The following is an 18,393-nucleotide window of genomic DNA, read 5'->3' on the forward strand; positions in this document are numbered from 1 at the left end:
GAGGGGCCCGGCTCACGGGGTGGGGATCGCCTCCAGCAAGGAGCTGACCCGACTATGCGCAGACTCATCGCCGCTCTTTCCACCGCCGTGGTGGCAGCAGCGCTCGCCGTGGGTGCGGCGGTCGGTGTCGTGGCACTGCTCGACGCCACCCCCGACCAGCCCAATACGCCACTGATCAGCTACAACACCGCCCCGGCGGCTCCATGACGCGCACGGCCTGGCAGGAGGTGCCCCGGACCCAGCTGGACCGGTTCGCCACCGTCGCCCTGTCCGAGGCCCCGGAGCTCGCCCAGACGATCCTGCACGCGATCCGCCGGGACTACCCCTACCTCCACCTGGTCGAGGACGAGTCCGGGGAGCCGCTGGCCCTGGTCGGCATCCGCCGCGCCATCGAGGGCTTCGTCCACAACCTCACCTCCGGCACGCACCCCCGGGTGCCGCCGGAGATGTTCCAGGAGTTCGGCCGGGGCGAGGGCCTGGAGGGCCGCAGCCTCGACTCGCTCCAGGCCATCTACCGCTTCGGCGTCCGGCTCACCTGGCGCAGGCTCGCCGAGATCGGCCAGCAGGTCGACATCCCGGCGCCCGCCATGTACGAGCTGGCCGAATCGGGATTCGAGTATCTGGACGGACTCGTGGAACAGTCGGTACGGGGCTACGCCGAGGCGGCGGCCCGGCGCGCCAGCGAACGCCTCCGCCTCCAGCGCCAGCTGATCGAGATGCTCCTCATGGAGCACCGCGCCGAATCGACCCGGACGCTGGCCGAGCGGGCCGCCCGCATCGGCTGGGAGCTTCCCGGGACGATCGCGGTGGGCGTCCTCATCCGCCCCGCCCGGGAAGCGGTGGCCCCGGCGGTCGGCCAGGGCATCCTGCTGGAGATGGAGAGCGAGCAGCCGCGCATCGTCATCCCGGACCCGGACACGGCGGGCCGCGCGGAGACCCTGCGACGGGCCACGGCGGGCTGGTCCGGGGCGATCGGCCCGGCGGTCCCGCTGGCCGCCGCCGCGACCTCGCTGCGCTGGGCGGAGACCGCGGTCCAGCTGATCAAGAAGGATCTGCTCCCGCAGGGCGAGGTGCTGCACTGCACCGAGCGCGTGGAGGAGCTGGTCCTGCTGCCGGCCCAGGAGCTGATCGACGCCTCCGCCCGCCGCTGTCTCGCCCCGCTGGACGGACTCAGTCCGACCCAGTCGCGGCGGCTGGCCGAGACCCTGCTCGCCTGGATCGAGACCCCCGGCGGCGCCCCCGAGGTGGCCGCCCGCCTCGGCGTCCACCCCCAGACGGCCCGCTACCGGCTGCGGCAGATCCGCGAGCTGTGGGGCGACGCCATCGACGAACCGGACCAGCGCTTCGAGATGCTGCTCGTGCTCCGCGCCCAGCGGCTGCGGGGCGAGCTGGCCCCGGCCCAGGGCTGAGGCCGAAAGCCGACGCGGCCCGCACGTCCGAGGACGTGTGGGCCGCGTCGGCTTTCGGCCGTTCTAGACCGGGGTGACGTACGCCCCGGCGATCCCGCCGTCGACCAGGAAGTCCGTGGCGTTCACGAACGAGGAGTCGTCGCTCGCCAGGAACGCCACGGCCGCGGCGATCTCCGTCGGCTCGGCGAACCGCCCGAGCGGGATGTGGATCAGCCGCCGGGCGGCCCGCTCCGGGTCCTTGGCGAACAGCTCCTGGAGCAGCGGGGTGTTGACCGGCCCCGGGCAGAGCGCGTTGACGCGGATGCCGTCGCGCGCGAACTGCACCCCCAGCTCGCGCGACATCGCCAGCACCCCGCCCTTGGACGCGGTGTACGAGATCTGCGAGGTGGCCGCGCCCATCCGGGCCACGAACGAGGCCGTGTTGATGATGGAGCCCCTGCCCTGCGCGCGCATGTAGGGGATGGCCGCCTTGCAGCAGAGGTAGACCGAGGTCAGATTGACCTCCTGCACCCGCTTCCACGCCTCCAGACCGGTGTCCAGGATGGAGTCGTCGTCGGGCGGGGAGATCCCGGCGTTGTTGAACGCGATGTCGACCGAACCGTAGGTGTCGTGGGCGGCCTTGAAGAGGGCGTCCACCTCTTCGGCGTCGGTCACGTCGGTACGGACGAAGAGCCCGGCGGCCTCCTCGGCGGCGGCCTTGCCACGCTCCTCGTCCACATCGGCGCAGACGACATGGGCGCCCTCGGCGGCCAGCCGCCGCACGGTGGCCAGACCGATGCCGCTGCCGGCTCCGGTGACGACGGCGGTGCGGCCGACCAGGCGGCGGCAGACAGGGGAAGTGTCGGTCATGGTGCTCAGGCCTCCGTGCTGATGAAGACGTTCTTGGTTTCGGTGAAGGCGGCCAGGGCGTCCGGGCCGAGCTCGCGGCCCAGACCCGACTGCTTGAAGCCGCCGAAGGGGGTCGAATAGCGCACGCTGGAGTGCGAGTTGACGGAGAGGTTGCCCGCCCGCAGCCCCTGGCTCACACGCAGCGCACGGCCCACGTCCCGGGTCCAGACCGAGCCGGCGAGCCCGTAGTCCGTGGCGTTGGCCAGCCGCAGCGCGTCCGCCTCGTCCTCGAACGGCAGCACCACCGCCACCGGCCCGAAGACCTCCTCCACGGCCACCGGGGCGTCGGGCGCGACCCCGGCGAGGACGGTCGGCGGATACCAGAACCCGGGCCCCTCGGGCGCCTTGCCGAGCATCGCCCGTACGCCGTCGGCCTCCCGGCCGCCGTCCACGAGCCCCCGGACCCGGTCCCGCTGGACGGCCGAGATCAGCGGCCCCATCTGCGTCTTCTCGTCGGCCGGGTCGCCCACCACCACGGCGGACACGGCCGGTACGAGGGCTTCGAGGAACCGGTCGTACACGGACCGCTCGACCAGGATCCGGGTCCGGGCACAGCAGTCCTGACCGGCGTTGTCCAGGAAGGACATCGGGGCGGATGCCGCCGCGGCCTCCACATCGGCGTCGGCGAAGACGACGTTGGGGCTCTTGCCGCCCAGCTCCAGGGTGAGCCGCTTCACGCGCTCGGCGCAGCGGGTCATGATGGACTTGCCGGTCCGGGTGGAGCCGGTGAAGACGATCTTCGCGACGCCCGGGTGCTCGACCAGCGCGCTCCCGGCCACCGGGCCCTCGCCGGGCAGCACCTGGAAGAGCCCCTCGGGAAGGCCTGCCTCCAGGGCGAGTTCGGCCAGTCGCAGAGCGGTCAGCGGGGTCGTCTCGGCGGGCTTGAGGAGAACGGCGTTGCCCGCCGCGAGGGCCGGGGCGAGACCCCAGGCGGCGATCGGCATGGGGAAGTTCCACGGGGCGATGACCCCGACGACGCCCAGCGGCTCCAGCACCGTGAAGTCGATGCCGCCCGCCACGGGGATCTGCCGCCCCAGCAGCCGTTCGGCCCCGCCCGCGCTGTAGTCGAGCAGATCGCGGACGTTGCCCGCCTCCCACCGGGCGTTCCCGATGGTGTGACCGGCCTCCCGGACCTCCAACTGCGCGAGTTCCTCGATGTGTTCGTCGACGACGACGGCGAAGCGGCGCAGCAGCCGGGCCCGGTCGGCGGGCGCGGCGGCGGCCCAGGAGCGCTGGGCGGCGGTGGCGCGGACGACGGCGGCGTCCACATCGGCGGCGGAGGCGGCGGGGACGGTGGCGATGACCTCGGCGGTCGCCGGGTTGAGGACGTCCAGGGTGGGGTGTGACACGTACGGACCTCGATCGGGAAGCAGGGGTGGTCAGAGACGTTCGAAGGAGCGGCGCAGCTCCCAGTCGGTCACCGCGGAGTCGTACGCGGCCAGTTCGACCCGGGCCATGTTCAGGTAGTGCGCGACGACCTCCTCGCCGAACGCCTCCTTGGCGATCGGGCTGGCCTCCCACAGTTCGGCGGCCTCCCGCAGCGTCGTCGGCACCTGGTCGTAATCGGCGGTGTAGGCGTTGCCCGTACAGACCTCGGGCAGCGGCAGCCGGTGCTCGACCCCGTACAGTCCGGCGGCGACCAGTCCGGCGACGGCCAGATGCGGATTGACGTCGCCGCCGGGCAGCCGGTTCTCGAACCGCATCGAGCGCCCGTGGCCGACGACCCGCAGGGCGCAGGTGCGGTTGTCGACACCCCAGGCGACGGCGGTGGGGGCGAAGGAGCCGGGCTGGAAGCGTTTGTAGGAGTTGATGTTGGGGGCGTAGAGGAGGGAGAAGTCCCGCAGGGCGGCGAGCTGTCCGGCCAGGAAGTGGCGCATCACCTCGGACATGCCGTCCGGGCCTTCGCCCGCCATCACGTTCTCGCCGTCCGCGTCGGTCAGCGAGAGGTGGATGTGGCAGGAGTTGCCCTCGCGCTCGTCGTACTTGGCCATGAACGTCAGCGCGACGCCCTCCTGGGCCGCGATCTCCTTGGCGCCCGTCTTGTAGACGGCGTGCTGGTCGCAGGTGGTGAGCGCGTCGTCGTAACGGAAGACGATCTCGTGCTGGCCGGGATTGCACTCGCCCTTGGCGGACTCGACGGTCAGCCCCGCCCCCTGCATCTCGTTGCGGATGCGGCGCAGCAGCGGCTCGATGCGGCCGGTGCCGAGGATCGAGTAGTCGATGTTGTACTGGTTGGCCGGGGTCAGCCCGCGGTAGTCGCGGTCCCAGGCCTCCTCGTAACTGTCCCGGAAGACGATGAACTCCAGCTCCGTGCCCACCTGGGCCGTCCAGCCGCGCTCCGCCAGCCGGTCGAGCTGGCGGCGCAGGATCTGACGCGGCGCGGCGACCACCGGACTGCCGTCGTGCCAGGCGAGATCCGCGATGAGAAGCGCGGTCCCCTCGTGCCAGGGGACGGGGCGCAGGGTCGCGGGGTCGGGGACCATGCCGAAGTCGCCGTAGCCGTTCTCCCACGAGGACATCGCGTAACCGTCGACCGTCCGCATCTCGGTGTCCACGGCCAGGAGATAGTTGCAGCCCTCGGTGCCGTGCTCCAGCACCTCGTCGAGGAAGAACCCGGCCGCGAACCGCTTGCCCTGAAGCCGGCCCTGCATGTCGGGGAAGGCCAGCACCACGGTGTCTATCGACCCGTCCGCGACCCGGGAGCGGAGCTCGTCGACGCCGAGCGGGGGTGTGCGGTCTGCCACGGGATGCCTCCTTGGGGGAACCGGGAGGCATAAGGTATGACAGGAAACCATTGCTTGGGAAGGGGATCCGCCAGTGGCCACCAGCGGAAGAGCGGACGACACCCGTCCGGCGGCACGGGCAGGGGAGACGGAAGGGGCCGCGGGCGGCGCGGGCGAGCCCGCGCCCGGCCCGCTGGACTCCGTGCTGCGCCCGGTCCGCGCGGGCAACGGCTTCGAGGAGGCGCTCGAACAGGTCCTCCAGCTCCTGCGCCTCGGCCTCGTACCCCCGGGCGAACGCCTGCCCTCCGAGCGCGAGTTGTCCCAGCACCTGCGGATCAGCAGGGTGACGCTGCGCGAGGTCCTCAAGGTCCTCCAGGACCAGAACATGGTCGAGAGCCGCCGCGGCCGCTACGGAGGCACGTTCGTCCTGCCGCGCACCGCCGCCCCCGACGACAGCGACGAACTGCGCCGCCGCATCGCCGCCGTCGACGTCGAGGACACCCTGCGCTTCCGCGAGGTGCTGGAGGCCGGAGCCGCGGGCCTGTGCGCCGAAGGGCTCACGGCCGACGGCGAGGACCGGCTACGGGGAGCGCTCGACGCCACCCAGGGCGCCCGGCTGGAGGACTACCGCCGCCAGGACACCCTGCTCCACCTCACCCTCGCCGAACTCTCCGGCTCCCGCACGCTCGCCGCCCAGTACGCCGCCGTCCGGGCCACCCTCAACGAACTGCTCGACGGCATCCCGCTCCTGGTGCGCAACCTGGAGCACTCCCAGCAGCAGCACGCGGCCGTCGTCGAGGCGGTCCTCGACCGGGACCCGGAGGCGGCGCGCGACATGATGCGCGAACACTGCGGCGGCACGGCGGCCCTGCTGCGCGGCTTCCTCTCCTGAGCCCGGGGCCGACGGAGCCCGGGATCGACGGGGACCCCGGGCCGGCGGCGGCCGGCGAGGCGAATCCGTAACCACTCTTTAACGCACGCCCCTTGCCAGGCGCCGCCACGTTCCACAAAGGTGTGCCGACGAACCTTTGATCGAAGCAGTTCCAACGATGACGTCGAGACACATCAGGAGCGCCTCATGGCTCAGGGAACCGAAACATCCGCCGGACCATCCGGTGACGCGGGCCCGGCGAAGTCCGGCACGGACGCGTACCTCCACCGCCGGACCCTGCGCCGCGGCAGCGCCGGCTGGCTCCTGCTGACCGGGCTCGGCGTCGCCTACGTCGTCTCCGGCGACTTCTCCGGCTGGAACATCGGCCTGTCCAAGGGCGGCTTCGGCGGACTCGCCGTGGCCATGGTCCTGATGGGCGTCATGTACGCCTGTCTGGTCTTCGCCCTGGCCGAACTCTCCGCCATCCTCCCCACGGCGGGCGGCGGTTACGGCTTCGCCCGGCGGGCGCTCGGCACCTGGGGCGGCTTCCTGACGGGGACGGCCATCCTCATCGAGTACATCCTCGCCCCCGCCGCCATCTCCCTCTTCATCGGCGACTACGTCGAATCGCTCGGCCTGTTCGGCCTCACCTCCGGCTGGCCCGTCTACCTCGCCTGCTTCGCGATCTTCATCGGCATCCATCTCTGGGGCGTCGGCGAGGCGCTCCGCTTCAGCCTGGTCGTGACCGCCATCGCGGTGGCCGCCCTGCTGATCTTCGCCGTCGGCGCGTTCACCGAGTTCGACGCGGGCCGCCTCAACGACATCCCGGCCGACGCCTCCGCCTTCGGCTCCAACTCCTGGCTGCCGTACGGACTCCTCGGCATCTGGGCCGCCTTCCCCTTCGGTATGTGGTTCTTCCTCGGCGTGGAGGGCGTGCCGCTCGCCGCCGAGGAGGCCAAGGACCCGGTCCGCTCGATGCCCAAGGCCCTGGCCATCTCCCTCGCCGTACTGGTCTTCCTGGCCCTCATCACCTTCGTCTCCGCCACCGGCGCCCAAGGCGCGAACGCCATCAAGGAGGCCGGGAACCCGCTGGTGGTGGCCCTCCAGGGCGACGGCGAGCCGACCGTCCTGAGCCGCTTCGTGAACTACGCGGGCCTCGCCGGACTCGTCGCCTCCTTCTTCTCCCTGATCTTCGCCGGCTCCCGCCAGCTGTTCGCCCTCTCCCGGGCGGGCTATCTGCCCCGCTTCCTCTCCCTCACCAACCGCCGCAAGTCCCCCTATCTCGGCCTGCTGATCCCCGGCGTCATCGGCTTCACGCTCGCCGCCTGGAGCGGCAACGGCGGCCGGATGCTGAACGTCGCCGTCTTCGGCGCCACCATCAGCTACGCCCTCATGGCCCTCTCCCACCTGGTGCTGCGCCGCCGCGAACCGGAGCTGCCGCGCCCCTACCGCACCCCCGGCGGCGCGCTCACCTCGTCCGTCGCCCTCGCTCTGGCATGCTCGGCCCTGGTGGCGACCTTCCTGGTGGACCGCGACGCGGCGTTCATCGCGCTCGCCGTGTACGCGGTGGCGCTGGCCTACTTCGCCTTCTACAGCCGTCACCGGCTGGTCGCGGGAGCCCCGGAGGAGGAGTTCGCCGCACTGGCAGCGGCCGAGGCGGAACTCGCCCGCGACTGAGCACACCGGGCACCCCCCCGGCCGCCGACGCCATCCCCGACCGACCCGAAGGAGTACGTTCCATGCCCCGGCCCGTCATCGGCATCAGCACCTACCAGGACCCGGCCCGGTGGGGGGTGTGGGAGATGCCCGCGGTGCTGCTGCCCGCCGCCTATCCGCGCCTCGTCCGGGCGGCGGGCGGGCTCGCGGTGCTGCTGCCGCCCGATGACGCCGAGGACGCGGCCCGGGACACCGTCGCCGCCCTGGACGGGCTGGTCATCGCCGGGGGAGCGGACGTCGAGCCGGCCCGGTACGGTGCGGTCGCCGACCCCCGTACCGGCCCCCCGGCCCGCGAACGGGACGCCTGGGAGCTGGCGTTGATCCGGGCGGCGATCGACCAGCGGGTCCCGCTGCTCGGCATCTGCCGGGGCATGCAGCTGCTCAACGTCGCCCTCGGCGGCACGCTGATCCAGCATCTGGAGGACCACACCGGCGGCCTCGGCGTCTTCGGCAGCCACCCGGTGACCCCTGTGACCGGCACCGTGTACGCGGACGCCGTGCCGGAGACCGCCATGGTGCCCGCCTACCACCACCAGGCCGTCGACCGCCTCGGCACCGGCCTGGTGGCCTCCGCCCACGCCCCGGACGGGACGGTGGAGGCCCTGGAACTCCCGGACCACGCAAGCCTGGTGCTCGGGGTGCAGTGGCACCCGGAGATGGGCCAGGACACCCGGGTCATGTCCGTCCTGGTCAGGGCTGCCGGGGAGCGGGCCGCGCCGACCCCTCGAACCCCGGACCGGAGTAGTCGGGCCCCGCGAACGCCGGTGAGCTGAAGCGGGAGCCCTCGCCCGCGGCCGGGGCGGACGCCCCCGCCTCGGCGAGCTCCTGGAGCAGGAACGGCCGGATCCCCCGGTCCCGCAGCGCCACGAGCCACGCCTCACGGGCCTGGGCGAGCGCGGGAGAAGCGGTGGCGGCGGCGGACGGATCGGGTACGGCCACCGCGTCCGCCGCCGACTGCTTCGCCGCCGTACGGTAAAGGGCGACCACGCTGACCAGGGCCGTCACCCCCGCGACCACCAGACTGAACCAGCCGACGCCGACGAGGGTGTCCGCCAGGGCCGGCAGGGCGTCGGCGAGCCGCAGACCGTACCCGAGCAGCAGGAACGTCACCGCGGCCACGGCGGCGAGCACCGGCGTCAGCACCCCGAGCACCGCCAGCACCCCGGCCCCCGGCCGCTCCTGATCACCGGGACCGGAGAGCGGCGCCGGCCCGGCGCCCCGCCGCCCGCCCTGCGCCCGCAGGGCCGCGTACCTCCGGTACTCCGCGTCGGCGGCACCCGCCGTGCGCGCCACGGCGGCCAGCCCCCGAACGCGCAGCCGGTCGCCGGGGACTCCCGAACGCTCCAGCAGGCGCCGGATCTCCGGGGAGGCGATCACCTCGTCGAGCGCGCTCGCGTAGTCGGACCGGTCCTCGTCCCCGAGCCGGGAAGGTCTGCCCATGCTGTCCCTCGGTCGATACGTGCGTCGATGCATGCGTAGATACGTGCGTGGATACGTGTGGCGTGAGCGGTCGTGAAGGCGGCGCGGCGCGGGGGTGCGCACGTGCCGCGTGCGCACCCCCGCGCCGCTGCCGGGCGGGATCAGAGGTGCTGGGCTACCGCGGGCATGAGGTCCTGGAAGGTCCGCCCGTCCGCCGCCGCGCCGATCGCGGTCATCTGCCAGCCCGAGCCGGTCCGCTGGACCTTGGCCATGATCTGGGCGGTGTGCCGCCCGCCGCCGGTCAGCGTGTAGCGGGCCAGCTCCTGGCCGTTGCTCTCATCGACCAGCCGGCAGAACGCCGCCTCGACCTCCTCGAAGGTCTGGCCGGTGAACGAGTTCACCGTGAAGACGATCTGGTCCACATGGGCCGGTACGCGCCGCAGGTCGACGACGATCGACTCGTCGTCGCCGCCCTCGCCCGCCCCGCCGACCCGGTTGTCCCCGGTGTGCTGGACCGAGCCGTCGTCGCTGGTCAGATGCTGGAAGAAGACCACATCCTGCGGGTCCCGGCCCGCGAAGAGCACCGCCGACGCGTCCAGGTCGATCTCACGGGCGGTCAGCCGCGCCAGAAAACCCTTACGGGGAGCGGACTTCCAGCCGAGTCCCATCCGTACGACGTCGAGCTCGCCGCCGCCGGACTTGGTGAGGCTGACCTGCTGGCCCTTGGTGAGGTTGATCGTCATCGTTACGCCTTCCGTGGTCGTGTCCGAGCGGCTCAGAGAGTGACGCCGAAGTCGGCGACGATGCCGCTCAGGCCGGATGCGTAACCCTGCCCGACCGCACGGAACTTCCACTCGGCGCCGTGCCGGTACAGCTCGCCGAAGACCATCGCCGTCTCGGTGGAGGCGTCCTCGCTGAGGTCGTAGCGGGCGATCTCCGCGCCGCCCGCCTGGTTCACCACGCGGATGTACGCGTTGCGGACCTGGCCGAAGCTCTGGCCGCGGCTCTGGGCGTCGTGGATCGAGACGGGGAACACGATCTTCGCGACGGTCGCGGGTACCGAGGCGAGGTCGACCTTGACGATCTCGTCGTCGCCCTCGCCCTCACCGGTGAGGTTGTCGCCGGTGTGCTCGACCGAACCGTCGGGGCTCTTCAGGTTGTTGTAGAAGACGAAGTGCCCGTTGGACAGCACCTTGCCCGCCTCGTCGCACAGGAGCGCGCTCGCGTCCAGGTCGTAGTCGGTGCCCGTGGTGGTACGGACGTCCCAGCCGAGCCCGACGAGGACGGCGGTCAGCCCCGGGGCCTCCTTGCTCAGCGAGACGTTTCCACCCTTGGCGAGGCTCACACCCATGATCTTCTCCCTTGTGCGGCGGCAGTGAAGAAAATCTACAGCACTGTAGATTTACGGGACCAGGAGGCGGGCGCGAGCGGGCGGGGCGCGAGTGGTGCGCGCCGACCGGGCGCGAGCCGTCACGCGCCGGTCGGTGGCCGGTCCTTTCGCCCGCTGGATACGATTCCCCGATGCCCGGCGGGTCCAGTGCCAAGGCCGGGCGGCCGAACGGAGAGAGCCGGGCGGCGAGACGGAGACGACGGAGAGAGGGGCCGTGCCGTGGACGCCGAGAGAGCAGGTGGCGGACGGGAGACGCCCGCCCGCAGGCGCGGCCAGGGCGAGTTGGAGGCCCAGGTGCTGTCGGTGCTGGGCGAGGCGAGCGAGCCGGTGACCGCGGCCTGGGTGCTGGAGCGGCTCGGCGCGGGCCTCTCGTACAGCACCGTCATCACCATCCTGACCCGGCTGCACGCCAAGCAGGCCGTCACACGCACCGGGCGGGGGCGCCCCGTCCTGTGGGAGCCCGTGGCGAACGAGGCGGGGCTCGCCGCCCTGCGGATGCGCAGCCTCCTGGACAAGCAGAGCGACCGCGACGCGGTGCTCTCCAGCTTCGTCTCCGTCCTCTCCTCCCATGACGAGGACCTGCTGCGGTCGCTGCTGGCCGAGAGCGGACCCGACGACACCGGCGCGCCCTCGGACCGGCCGGAGCGCTGACGATGGGGGTCTTCGTCTATCTGCCCCTCGTGCTGCCCCTGACCGCGCTGCCGATCGCGCGCCTGGCCGAACAGCACCTGCACCCCCGCAGGGCCGCCAGGCTGCTGACCACGGTCGCCGTCATCCTGGCCTCGTGCAGCTTCCTCTGCCTCGGGCTGCTGGTGGTCGTCGGCACCGCCCAGCTGCCCGGCAACCCGCTGCCCGACGGCTGGTCCGACGACGAGGTCCGCGACGCCGTGCCGCACGACGCGTTCGCCGGCAAGGCGTCCATCCTGGCGCTCGTCGTCGTGACCGGGGCCTGCGGATTCACCGTCCACCGCCACTTCCGTTTCCGGGCCCGGGCCCACCGGGCGCTCGGGGGAGTGGGAGGGGACGACGACGTCGCCGTACTGCCCGACGACATCCCGTACGCCTACGCGCTTCCCGGCTCCCCGGGGCGGGTGATGGTCTCCACGGCCATGCTCGCCTCCCTCGAACCGGCCGAGCACCGGGCGCTGTTCGCCCACGAGCGGGCCCATCTGACGGGACGCCACCACCGGCTGCTGCTTGCGACCCGGCTGGCCGGCTGCGTCAACCCCCTGCTGTGGCCGCTGCTCGGGGCCCTGGTCTACAGCACGGAGCGCTGGGCGGACGAGGAGGCGGCCCGGGTCACCGGCGACCGCCGGCTGACCGCCCGCGCGGTCGGCAAGGCGGCGCTCGTCGCCCGCCCGGTGCCCGGCGGCGCGGCCTTCGCCACCGCGGGCCCGGTGCCGCGCCGGGTGGCGGCGCTCCTGTGCCCGGTGCCGCCGGACCGGAGCTGGCCCCCGGCCCTCACCCCGGCCGGGGCGGCCGCGCTCGTCGCCGCGGCCGGGACGACCGTCTCCGCGCTGTCCGCACTGAACGCGGCCGTGGCCCTGTTCCTCGTCCTGGAGGCGGCGACGACCCCGCTGTAGGAGTTGTCCGTTCAGTTCCTATACGTCCCCTTTGGCGTACGGTTCTCGTCACGGAAGTCACCCCCGAACCGCCCATCTACGCCGCTGTAGAGTTCATGGACCGCAGGCCCGACCGTGGGCAGAACCGGAAACGTGCCGGTGCGGCGGGGCGGGGCCCGCCCCCCCCCACAAAGGGTGGGACCACCCCACCACAGGAGCCACGCGTTGTACGCCAGTACGGGCCCTTCGGGGCCTGACCTTCGCCCTCCGGGGCCTGACTTCCCCCGCATCCGGTCCGCCGACGCGGCCACGGGCCGACTCGGCCGCCGCCGCTCCTCCGGGGCGGGAACCCGGTGATCGCCGCGCTCTTCGGCCTCCTGGCCGTCTTCGTCCTGACCGCGGGAACCGGCTACTTCGTGGCCCAGGAGTTCGCCTACGTCTCCGCCGACCGCCTCACCCTCTCGCGGGAGGCCGCGGCTGGTGACAAGCGGGCAGCCCGCGCCGTGAAGGTGCTGGAGCGCCTCTCGTTCATGCTCTCCGGTGCCCAGCTCGGCATCACCGTCACCGGGCTGATCGTCGGCTTCCTCGCCGAACCGTCCGTCTCCGCGCTCCTGCGGCCCGTCCTCAGCGGCACCGGCGTGCCCGACGGCGTGGTCTCCGGCATCTCCGTCGTGCTGTCCTTCGTGGTGGCGACCGTCATCCAGATGGTCCTGGGTGAACTCGCCCCCAAGAACCTGGCCCTCGCCGTCCCCGAGCGGATGGCGAAGTCCCTGGCCGCCTCCACCCTGATCTACCTCCGGGCCGTCGGCCCGGTCATCCACATCTTCGACAGCGCGGCCAACCGGCTGCTGCGCCGGATCGGCATCGAACCCGTCGAGGAGCTGCACCACGGCGCCACCCTGGAGGAGCTGGGCCACCTCATCGGAGAGTCCCACGAACAGGGCGAGCTGCCCGCCGCCACCGCCGAACTCATCGACCACGCCCTGGAGTTCTCCGAGCGGACCCTGGGCGAGGTGATGATCCCGCGCGCCGACGTCGCCTTCGTCCGCCGCGACGCCCCCGCCTCCGAGGCCGTCGAGCTGATCGCCCGGCACGGGCACTCCAACTACCCGGTGCTCGGGGACCACCCCGACGACCCCGCAGGGGTCCTGGGCGTACGGGAGCTGATGCGGCTGCCCGCCGCGGAGATCGGCCGCACCACCGTCGGCTCCCTGGCCCGCCGCCCCCTCCTGCTGCCGGAACTGCTCAAGCTCCCGGCGGCGGTCGCGCAGATGCGGGAGCGGGACGACGAGTTCGCCGTGGTCCTGGACGAGCACGGCGGTCTCGCCGGGATCGTCACGTACGAGGACATCGCCGAGGAGCTCGTCGGGGACATCGCCGACGAGTCCGACACCGTCGTCGAACTCGCGGTCGCCGACGGCCCCGGCTGGATCGTGGACGCGGGCCGTCGCCTCGACGAGATCGAGGAGGCCACCGGGGTCGAACTGCCCCAGGAGAGCGACGACTACGACACCCTGGCCGGACTGATCATCGACCGGCTCGGCCGCTTCCCGACGGTGGGGGACCGGCTGACCGTCCCCGGCGTCCGGATCACCGTCCGCTCACTGGACCGGCACGTCGCCGAGTACGTCCGCATCGAGCGCGAGGACCGCACCGCTGACGCCGATCGGCCCGCCGACGCCGATCGCACCGGACAGGAGCCGCAGGTATGAGCTTCCCCCTGGCCCTCTTCGTGACCGTGCTGCTGCTGATCGGCAGCGGCTTCTTCGTCGCCGCCGAATTCGCCCTCGTCGCCTCCAAACGACACCGCATGGAACAGGCCGCCGCCCGCGGACAGCGCGGGGCGAAGGCGGCGCTCGCCGGAATGCGCGAGCTGTCGCTGATGCTGGCGGGCGCCCAGCTCGGCATCACCATCTGCACCCTGGGCCTCGGCTCCGTCTCCAAGCCCGCCATCTCGCACGAGCTGGACCCGCTGCTGGAGAAGCTCGGACTGCCCGCGGCCCTCAGCTACGGCATCGCCTTCGCGCTCGCCATGATCGTCGTCGTCTTCCTGCACATGGTGGTCGGCGAAATGGCCCCGAAATCCTGGGCCATCGCCCACCCGGAGCGCTCGGCGATGCTCCTGAGCCCGGCCTTCCGGGCCCTGGTCAACGCCGTACGGCCGCTGATCCGGCTGATGAACTGGATCAGCAACGGCCTGGTGCGGCTCTGCCGGGTCACCCCGCGCGACGAGCTGACCTCGGTGCACAACCGGGACCAGCTCACCCACCTCATCGAGGAGTCGGAGCGGCTGGGGCTGATCAGCCAGGGCGACTCCGGCCTGATGACCCGGACCCTGACCGAACCGCAGGCCCCGGTCTCCACCGTGCGGATCCCGGCCGAACGTATCGCGACCGTCCCGGCCGACGCGGGACTCGACGAGGTCCTGGCCACCGCCGCCGACGCCGACCGCACCCGTCTGCTGGTACGGGACGGGGAGGAGGTCCTCGGATCGGTGCACGCCCGGGACGCCCTCGTGGCCCGCGCCGGAGGCCGGGCGATCCTCGCCCGGGACCTGGCCCGCCCGGTCCCCGAACTCGCCCCGGACGCCACCGCGGCGCACGCGGTGGAGCAGTTGCGCGAGCGGCGCGCCACGATCGCCGTCGTCCGGGACGGGGAAGGCCGGATCACCGGACTGGTCAGCCTGGACGACCTGCTCGCCAGACTGCTGCACCCGCCGACGGCCGCCTGACCGACGCTACAGGTCCCGACGCTCGGTCGTCTCCCCACGGATCACCCGGGGAGACGGCCGGGCGTCGTCGTTCGCGGCGCCCGGGCCGGCGCCCGGGGGAGCGGCCCGCTGGGCGTCCTGCTCCTTGAGGGCCCGCTTCTCGCTCTTGAGGATGCGCGCGGCCTTGCCGGCGGACCGCACCAGATCCGGCAGCCTCTTGATGCTCAGGACCACCACGATCACGAGAAGAACGAGGGTGAGTTCGCCGATCCCCAACATGGCTGCTGCTTTCTCCGGAGCGGTCTACGACGGAGGTAATCTACAGGTCTGTAGAGCATGCGTCCGTGGAATCGCGGATCGGCCACCGCCCTCAGCCACCGGCCAACAGCCGCACGGTGGCGTCCGGGAGACGGTTCCACCAGTGGCCGTAGCGCCGGTAGACCTCCGGTTCCCGGCCGGCCAGGAACCCGACCAACGACCGGGCCTCGGCGGCGAGCCCCTCCCAGACCTCCTCGGGCAGCGAATGGAACGCGGCCGCCTCGATGCCCCCGTCGACCGGCCGCCACACCCCCGCCACATACCCGTCGACCAACAGGGTCGGCAGCACGTCCCCGTTCGCGCGGATCACGACCCTGCGGTACGCGGGCGGGAGAACCCGGCCGCGATCCGCGTACGCCAGCAGAACGCTGTCCCACATCGCCATCAGCCGGGGCGGCGCAGGCGTCGTCGCGTCCGGCCGCGGAGCACCCGGCAGATCGAACAGCTCCTCGCCCTCCGGCCCCTTGAGCCGGTCCAGCTCCCCGGCGAGATCCGCGAGCGCCGCCCGCACCGAGGTCCGCCGGACCATCGCGAACTGCGCCACATCCGCGACCGAAGCGGGCCCGAACCCCGAGAGGTACCGCACGACCAGCCTCCGCAGCGCGGCGGCCGACGCTGCCGCATCCGTCCGCGGAGGGCCGGTCCGCGGCGCGATGTACGAGGGCCGGTGACCGAACGACCACGGCGACGCGGTGGGCGCGTGGAGCAGCGGCGTGAACTGCCGCAGCCCCCACCAGGCACCCGTCCCCGGCGGAGCACCCAGCCGCTCGCCCAGCCACGCCTCGCACTCGGCGGTGGTCCGGGGCCGCTCCGCGAACTCCAGCAGCCCGGGAACGAGTTTCTCGGCGTCCTCGGCGGTCAGCCCGGATGCGGTGAAGCGGGCCCCTAGCCGGGACGCCCGTATCACCGGCTGCATGGCCTCCCGGAACACCGCGTGGTCCTCCGCGTGCACGGCGTGGAGCGTGAGCCGCATCAGCGTCGCCTTGACGACCGCGTGATCCGCGAACGCGGCGTCGAGACCGGCCGGATCGAAGTCCGCGAGCCGGTTCCAGAGGGCGAGATAGGGCGACGCCGGCTGCTGCGCCTGGAGCGCCACCACGCGCCGCACCCCCTCGACGGCGCCCAGCGGCTCGCGCCGCAGCAGCAACTGCCGGGCGAGCGTGGAGCGGTTGAGGTCGCGAGCGGTGATCCTCATACCGTCATCGATCCGTTCCTCCGGTCCATCGGTCAGCTGACCTCGAAACCGTACTCTCATCGGAGTGTGCGCTGGTGAGCGATGCCGGACGCATACGCGGGATCCTGTTTGTTCCCACCGGAATCTGCGTAGCCTCCACCTGGACGATGCTGAACGCGAGGACGGGGGCCGGACATGACGACAACGGGACTTCCACCGGAGATTCCGCATTTCGTCGACCGCGAGGACGAGACGGCGCAGATCTTCGAGGGACTGGAGGAGTGGAACGCCCCCAACCGCGCGTTCCCCGTGGTGCTGTGGGGCCCCGCCGGACTGGGCAGAAGGGAGCTCGCCTACCGGATCGCCCGTACCTGGTGCGCCCGGACGGGAGGGCAGGTGCTGACCGCTGATCTCGACAGGTTCCGGCTGCGCGGCCAACTCGATGTCGGGGACGTACTCGGCCATCTGCTCACCTTGCTGGGGGCGGAGAAGATCGCCGCCCAGCACGACGACCGGATCATGCAGTACTGGCGGATGACGGGGAACGAGCCCCTGATCCTCGTCCTGGACAATGCGAAATGCGGCTCCGAAGTCGCTCCTCTGCTGCCGCCGTCGGGCAATGCCATGGTCATCCTGGTGAGCCGGGGGCCACTCCCTGATCTTGCCGACGGCACGGAGCTGGAGATCGCCCTCTCTGCCTTCCCGGAGTCCGTCTCGATGGAACTGCTGGGTCTCCTCGTACGGGACCGTCGGCTGGCAGCCGATCCGGCCGCCGCCAGGGAACTGGTCAGGCTCTGCTCCGGTCTCCCCGCCGCGCTGCGTGCGGCGGGCGCCTGGGTGCGCAGAAATCCCCTGCTCCCGCTGTCACGACTGATCTCCGAGCTGTCCACACAGTTCAAGGAGCAGGGAATCTCGGAAGTGGAATCCCTCTGGGACGAGACGTACGCGGAGTTACGACCGGCGTCCGCCCTCCTGTACCGCCTGCTTGCCGGGGTCCCGGACGTCTCCTTGACGAGGGAGGCCGCAGCGGCGCTTCTGGGGCTGGGAGACGAAGCCTGCGACGACGCCCTGCAGGAGTTGAACATGGCGGGATTCCTGGACATCCGGGACCTGATGCACAGGGAGAACGGCCGGATCCGCCTCCCCGAGTGGCTCGGCGACCACGCCCGGCGCCGGGCACGCCTGGACGCGGCCGACGGTGAACTGGACGCGGCCCAGCTCCGGTTCGTCCGCTGGGTGCTGTACCAGAGCCAGCTGGCGGACCGCTTCGCCGCAGGCCCGCGCCTCACCGTCGCGGACGACGTACTCGAACGCGAAGGAGCCCCGGACGCCCTCCTGGAGAACCCGGAGGAAACCACGGACCCGGCCGTCGCCGAGGCGCGAAAACTACGGGCCGCGCACTGGCTGTACGAGGAGCGGCACACACTCTTCGCCTGTGTGCGGCTCGCCCACGCGCGGGGCTGGGACGACGAGGCCTGGCAGCTCAGCGAACCCCTGTGGACGTTCTTCCTGGACAACCCGCACCAGACCGATATGACCGAGGTCTTCCGTACGGCCAACGAGTCTGCCGTCCGCGCCGGGACCAACATCTCCGCCATCGTGCGCACCTACTGCCAACTGGCCCGCTCGCTCTGGCAGACGGGGCGGACGGAGGAAGCCGGGGAGGCCCTCCGTCATGCCGCGGCCGGGGCGGGCGTGCTGGGCGACTCGACGAGGGACGCGAAGCTGCGCGCCTCTGTCGTGGAGTTCCGGGGAATGCTGAAGGGCGCACGAGGCGACTGGCCGTCGGCGGTCCGCGAATTCGAGGAATGCCTCGACCTGCACCTGGCGATTCCCAACCCGTACGGAGAGATGCTGCTGAGGTACCGGCTGGGTGAGGCCCACCTCAAGCTCGGTGATCCGGAGCCCGCCGTGCGACTGCTGCGCCCGGCCCACTCGATGGCCCGTACCCAGGGGCGGGCGCGCATGACCGGACGCACCGGGCTCGCCCTCGGGCAGGCGCTTCGTCTGATCGGCCGGATGGCAGAGGCCCGCAGGTTCGTCGAGGCGTCGCTGGACGCGGCCAGGGACAGAAAGTCGGACATCGGGGCTGCCGACGTCCTGGACGTCCTCGCCCAGGTCGCGGACGACGAGGGGAACACAGCGGAGGCCGAGGAGCACCGGAACGCCGCCCAAGAGCTCAGGCAACGGCACGGGCTGGCCTGAGGACGCCC

General features: G+C 72.2%; 18 protein-coding genes. 10 read left to right on the plus strand and 8 right to left on the minus strand.

Going from position 1 to position 18,393, the window contains the following annotated elements:
• Positions 1-54 precede the first annotated feature (54 nt).
• A complete protein-coding gene (locus A3Q37_RS37170) occupies positions 55-207 on the plus strand; it encodes a hypothetical protein (RefSeq protein ID WP_176711368.1) in 153 nt (50 codons plus the stop codon).
• Positions 204-1,409 carry a helix-turn-helix domain-containing protein gene (locus A3Q37_RS07415; RefSeq protein WP_065479401.1) on the plus strand — a complete coding sequence of 402 codons (1,206 nt, stop codon included), beginning with the start codon at positions 204-206 and terminating at the stop codon, positions 1,407-1,409. The genes A3Q37_RS37170 and A3Q37_RS07415 overlap by 4 nt, the downstream gene beginning before the upstream one ends.
• 63 nt (positions 1,410-1,472) lie before the next feature.
• Here A3Q37_RS07415 and A3Q37_RS07420 read toward each other — a convergent pair whose 3' ends face one another.
• The 3 genes from A3Q37_RS07420 to A3Q37_RS07430 are packed head-to-tail and all read right to left on the minus strand — an operon-like array spanning position 1,473 to position 5,041.
• Positions 1,473-2,258: a 3-oxoacyl-ACP reductase gene (locus A3Q37_RS07420; RefSeq protein ID WP_065479404.1), complete on the minus strand. Its 786-nt coding sequence runs from the start codon at positions 2,256-2,258 to the stop codon at positions 1,473-1,475.
• 5 nt (positions 2,259-2,263) lie between these two features.
• Positions 2,264-3,646, minus strand: a complete 1,383-nt coding sequence (locus A3Q37_RS07425; protein ID WP_065479409.1) for an aldehyde dehydrogenase — start codon at positions 3,644-3,646, stop codon at positions 2,264-2,266.
• A gap of 30 nt (positions 3,647-3,676) precedes the next feature.
• Positions 3,677-5,041, minus strand: coding sequence for a glutamine synthetase family protein (locus A3Q37_RS07430; RefSeq protein ID WP_065479412.1), 1,365 nt, complete (start codon positions 5,039-5,041; stop codon positions 3,677-3,679).
• A 172-nt stretch (positions 5,042-5,213) separates the two neighbouring features.
• On the opposite strand from A3Q37_RS07430, the gene A3Q37_RS07435 reads away from it, so the two are divergent.
• From A3Q37_RS07435 to A3Q37_RS07445, 3 genes are all read left to right on the plus strand, one after another.
• Entirely contained in the window at positions 5,214-5,912 is a 699-nt protein-coding gene (locus tag A3Q37_RS07435) for a FadR/GntR family transcriptional regulator (protein ID WP_255311767.1), read from the plus strand.
• 186 nt (positions 5,913-6,098) lie between these two features.
• Entirely contained in the window at positions 6,099-7,568 is a 1,470-nt protein-coding gene (eat, locus tag A3Q37_RS07440) for an ethanolamine permease (RefSeq protein ID WP_065479414.1), read from the plus strand.
• Between the two features lie 62 nt (positions 7,569-7,630).
• Positions 7,631-8,380, plus strand: coding sequence for a gamma-glutamyl-gamma-aminobutyrate hydrolase family protein (locus A3Q37_RS07445; protein ID WP_065479417.1), 750 nt, complete (start codon positions 7,631-7,633; stop codon positions 8,378-8,380).
• On the opposite strand, the gene A3Q37_RS07450 is transcribed toward A3Q37_RS07445, so the two are convergent.
• The 3 genes from A3Q37_RS07450 to A3Q37_RS07460 all read right to left on the minus strand — a co-directional run bounded on the left by A3Q37_RS07450 (position 8,298) and on the right by A3Q37_RS07460 (position 10,377).
• Entirely contained in the window at positions 8,298-9,047 is a 750-nt protein-coding gene (locus A3Q37_RS07450; RefSeq protein WP_065479422.1) for a hypothetical protein, read from the minus strand. The two genes, A3Q37_RS07445 and A3Q37_RS07450, sit on opposite strands and share 83 nt — an antisense overlap.
• A gap of 140 nt (positions 9,048-9,187) precedes the next feature.
• Complete coding sequence (locus tag A3Q37_RS07455; protein WP_065479425.1) at positions 9,188-9,769, minus strand: TerD family protein; 582 nt, start codon at positions 9,767-9,769, stop codon at positions 9,188-9,190.
• 32 nt (positions 9,770-9,801) lie between these two features.
• On the minus strand, positions 9,802-10,377 hold the full coding sequence (locus A3Q37_RS07460) for a TerD family protein (RefSeq protein WP_065479426.1): 576 nt from the start codon (positions 10,375-10,377) through the stop codon (positions 9,802-9,804).
• A 258-nt stretch (positions 10,378-10,635) separates the two neighbouring features.
• On the opposite strand from A3Q37_RS07460, the gene A3Q37_RS07465 reads away from it, so the two are divergent.
• From A3Q37_RS07465 to A3Q37_RS07480, 4 genes are all read left to right on the plus strand, one after another.
• Entirely contained in the window at positions 10,636-11,067 is a 432-nt protein-coding gene (locus A3Q37_RS07465) for a BlaI/MecI/CopY family transcriptional regulator (protein WP_065479431.1), read from the plus strand.
• A 2-nt stretch (positions 11,068-11,069) separates the two neighbouring features.
• Positions 11,070-11,999 carry a M56 family metallopeptidase gene (locus A3Q37_RS07470; protein ID WP_065479433.1) on the plus strand — a complete coding sequence of 310 codons (930 nt, stop codon included), beginning with the start codon at positions 11,070-11,072 and terminating at the stop codon, positions 11,997-11,999.
• Positions 12,000-12,331: 332 nt separating this feature from the next.
• Entirely contained in the window at positions 12,332-13,690 is a 1,359-nt protein-coding gene (locus tag A3Q37_RS07475; protein WP_065479435.1) for a hemolysin family protein, read from the plus strand.
• A complete protein-coding gene (locus A3Q37_RS07480) occupies positions 13,687-14,709 on the plus strand; it encodes a hemolysin family protein (protein ID WP_065479438.1) in 1,023 nt (340 codons plus the stop codon). Before A3Q37_RS07475 ends, A3Q37_RS07480 begins: the two co-directional genes overlap by 4 nt.
• A gap of 6 nt (positions 14,710-14,715) precedes the next feature.
• Here A3Q37_RS07480 and A3Q37_RS07485 read toward each other — a convergent pair whose 3' ends face one another.
• Positions 14,716-14,967: a twin-arginine translocase TatA/TatE family subunit gene (locus tag A3Q37_RS07485; protein ID WP_065479441.1), complete on the minus strand. Its 252-nt coding sequence runs from the start codon at positions 14,965-14,967 to the stop codon at positions 14,716-14,718.
• Between the two features lie 91 nt (positions 14,968-15,058).
• Entirely contained in the window at positions 15,059-16,201 is a 1,143-nt protein-coding gene (locus A3Q37_RS07490) for a winged helix DNA-binding domain-containing protein (protein WP_065479444.1), read from the minus strand.
• Positions 16,202-16,375: 174 nt separating this feature from the next.
• On the opposite strand from A3Q37_RS07490, the gene A3Q37_RS07495 reads away from it, so the two are divergent.
• Positions 16,376-18,385 (plus strand): hypothetical protein, encoded by a 2,010-nt coding sequence (locus A3Q37_RS07495; RefSeq protein WP_065479449.1) that lies wholly within the window; start codon positions 16,376-16,378, stop codon positions 18,383-18,385.
• Positions 18,386-18,393: the final 8 nt, after the last annotated feature.

This window comes from Streptomyces sp. PTY087I2 (genome assembly GCF_001687325.1).
Taxonomy (GTDB): Bacteria; Actinomycetota; Actinomycetes; order Streptomycetales; family Streptomycetaceae; genus Streptomyces.

What these genes read in the sequence shown, in the direction of transcription:
- A3Q37_RS07450 (WP_065479422.1), bottom strand. Translation starts at nt 9,047, where the DNA reads ATGGGCAGACCTTCCCGGCTCGGGGACGAGGACCGGTCCGACTACGCG.
- eat (WP_065479414.1), top strand. Translation starts at nt 6,099, where the DNA reads ATGGCTCAGGGAACCGAAACATCCGCCGGACCATCCGGTGACGCGGGC.
- A3Q37_RS07490 (WP_065479444.1), bottom strand. Translation starts at nt 16,201, where the DNA reads ATGAGGATCACCGCTCGCGACCTCAACCGCTCCACGCTCGCCCGGCAG.
- A3Q37_RS07460 (WP_065479426.1), bottom strand. Translation starts at nt 10,377, where the DNA reads ATGGGTGTGAGCCTCGCCAAGGGTGGAAACGTCTCGCTGAGCAAGGAG.
- A3Q37_RS07480 (WP_065479438.1), top strand. Translation starts at nt 13,687, where the DNA reads ATGAGCTTCCCCCTGGCCCTCTTCGTGACCGTGCTGCTGCTGATCGGC.
- A3Q37_RS07455 (WP_065479425.1), bottom strand. Translation starts at nt 9,769, where the DNA reads ATGACGATCAACCTCACCAAGGGCCAGCAGGTCAGCCTCACCAAGTCC.
- A3Q37_RS07470 (WP_065479433.1), top strand. Translation starts at nt 11,070, where the DNA reads ATGGGGGTCTTCGTCTATCTGCCCCTCGTGCTGCCCCTGACCGCGCTG.
- A3Q37_RS07415 (WP_065479401.1), top strand. Translation starts at nt 204, where the DNA reads ATGACGCGCACGGCCTGGCAGGAGGTGCCCCGGACCCAGCTGGACCGG.
- A3Q37_RS07485 (WP_065479441.1), bottom strand. Translation starts at nt 14,967, where the DNA reads ATGTTGGGGATCGGCGAACTCACCCTCGTTCTTCTCGTGATCGTGGTG.
- A3Q37_RS07445 (WP_065479417.1), top strand. Translation starts at nt 7,631, where the DNA reads ATGCCCCGGCCCGTCATCGGCATCAGCACCTACCAGGACCCGGCCCGG.
- A3Q37_RS07420 (WP_065479404.1), bottom strand. Translation starts at nt 2,258, where the DNA reads ATGACCGACACTTCCCCTGTCTGCCGCCGCCTGGTCGGCCGCACCGCC.
- A3Q37_RS37170 (WP_176711368.1), top strand. Translation starts at nt 55, where the DNA reads ATGCGCAGACTCATCGCCGCTCTTTCCACCGCCGTGGTGGCAGCAGCG.
- A3Q37_RS07495 (WP_065479449.1), top strand. Translation starts at nt 16,376, where the DNA reads ATGACGACAACGGGACTTCCACCGGAGATTCCGCATTTCGTCGACCGC.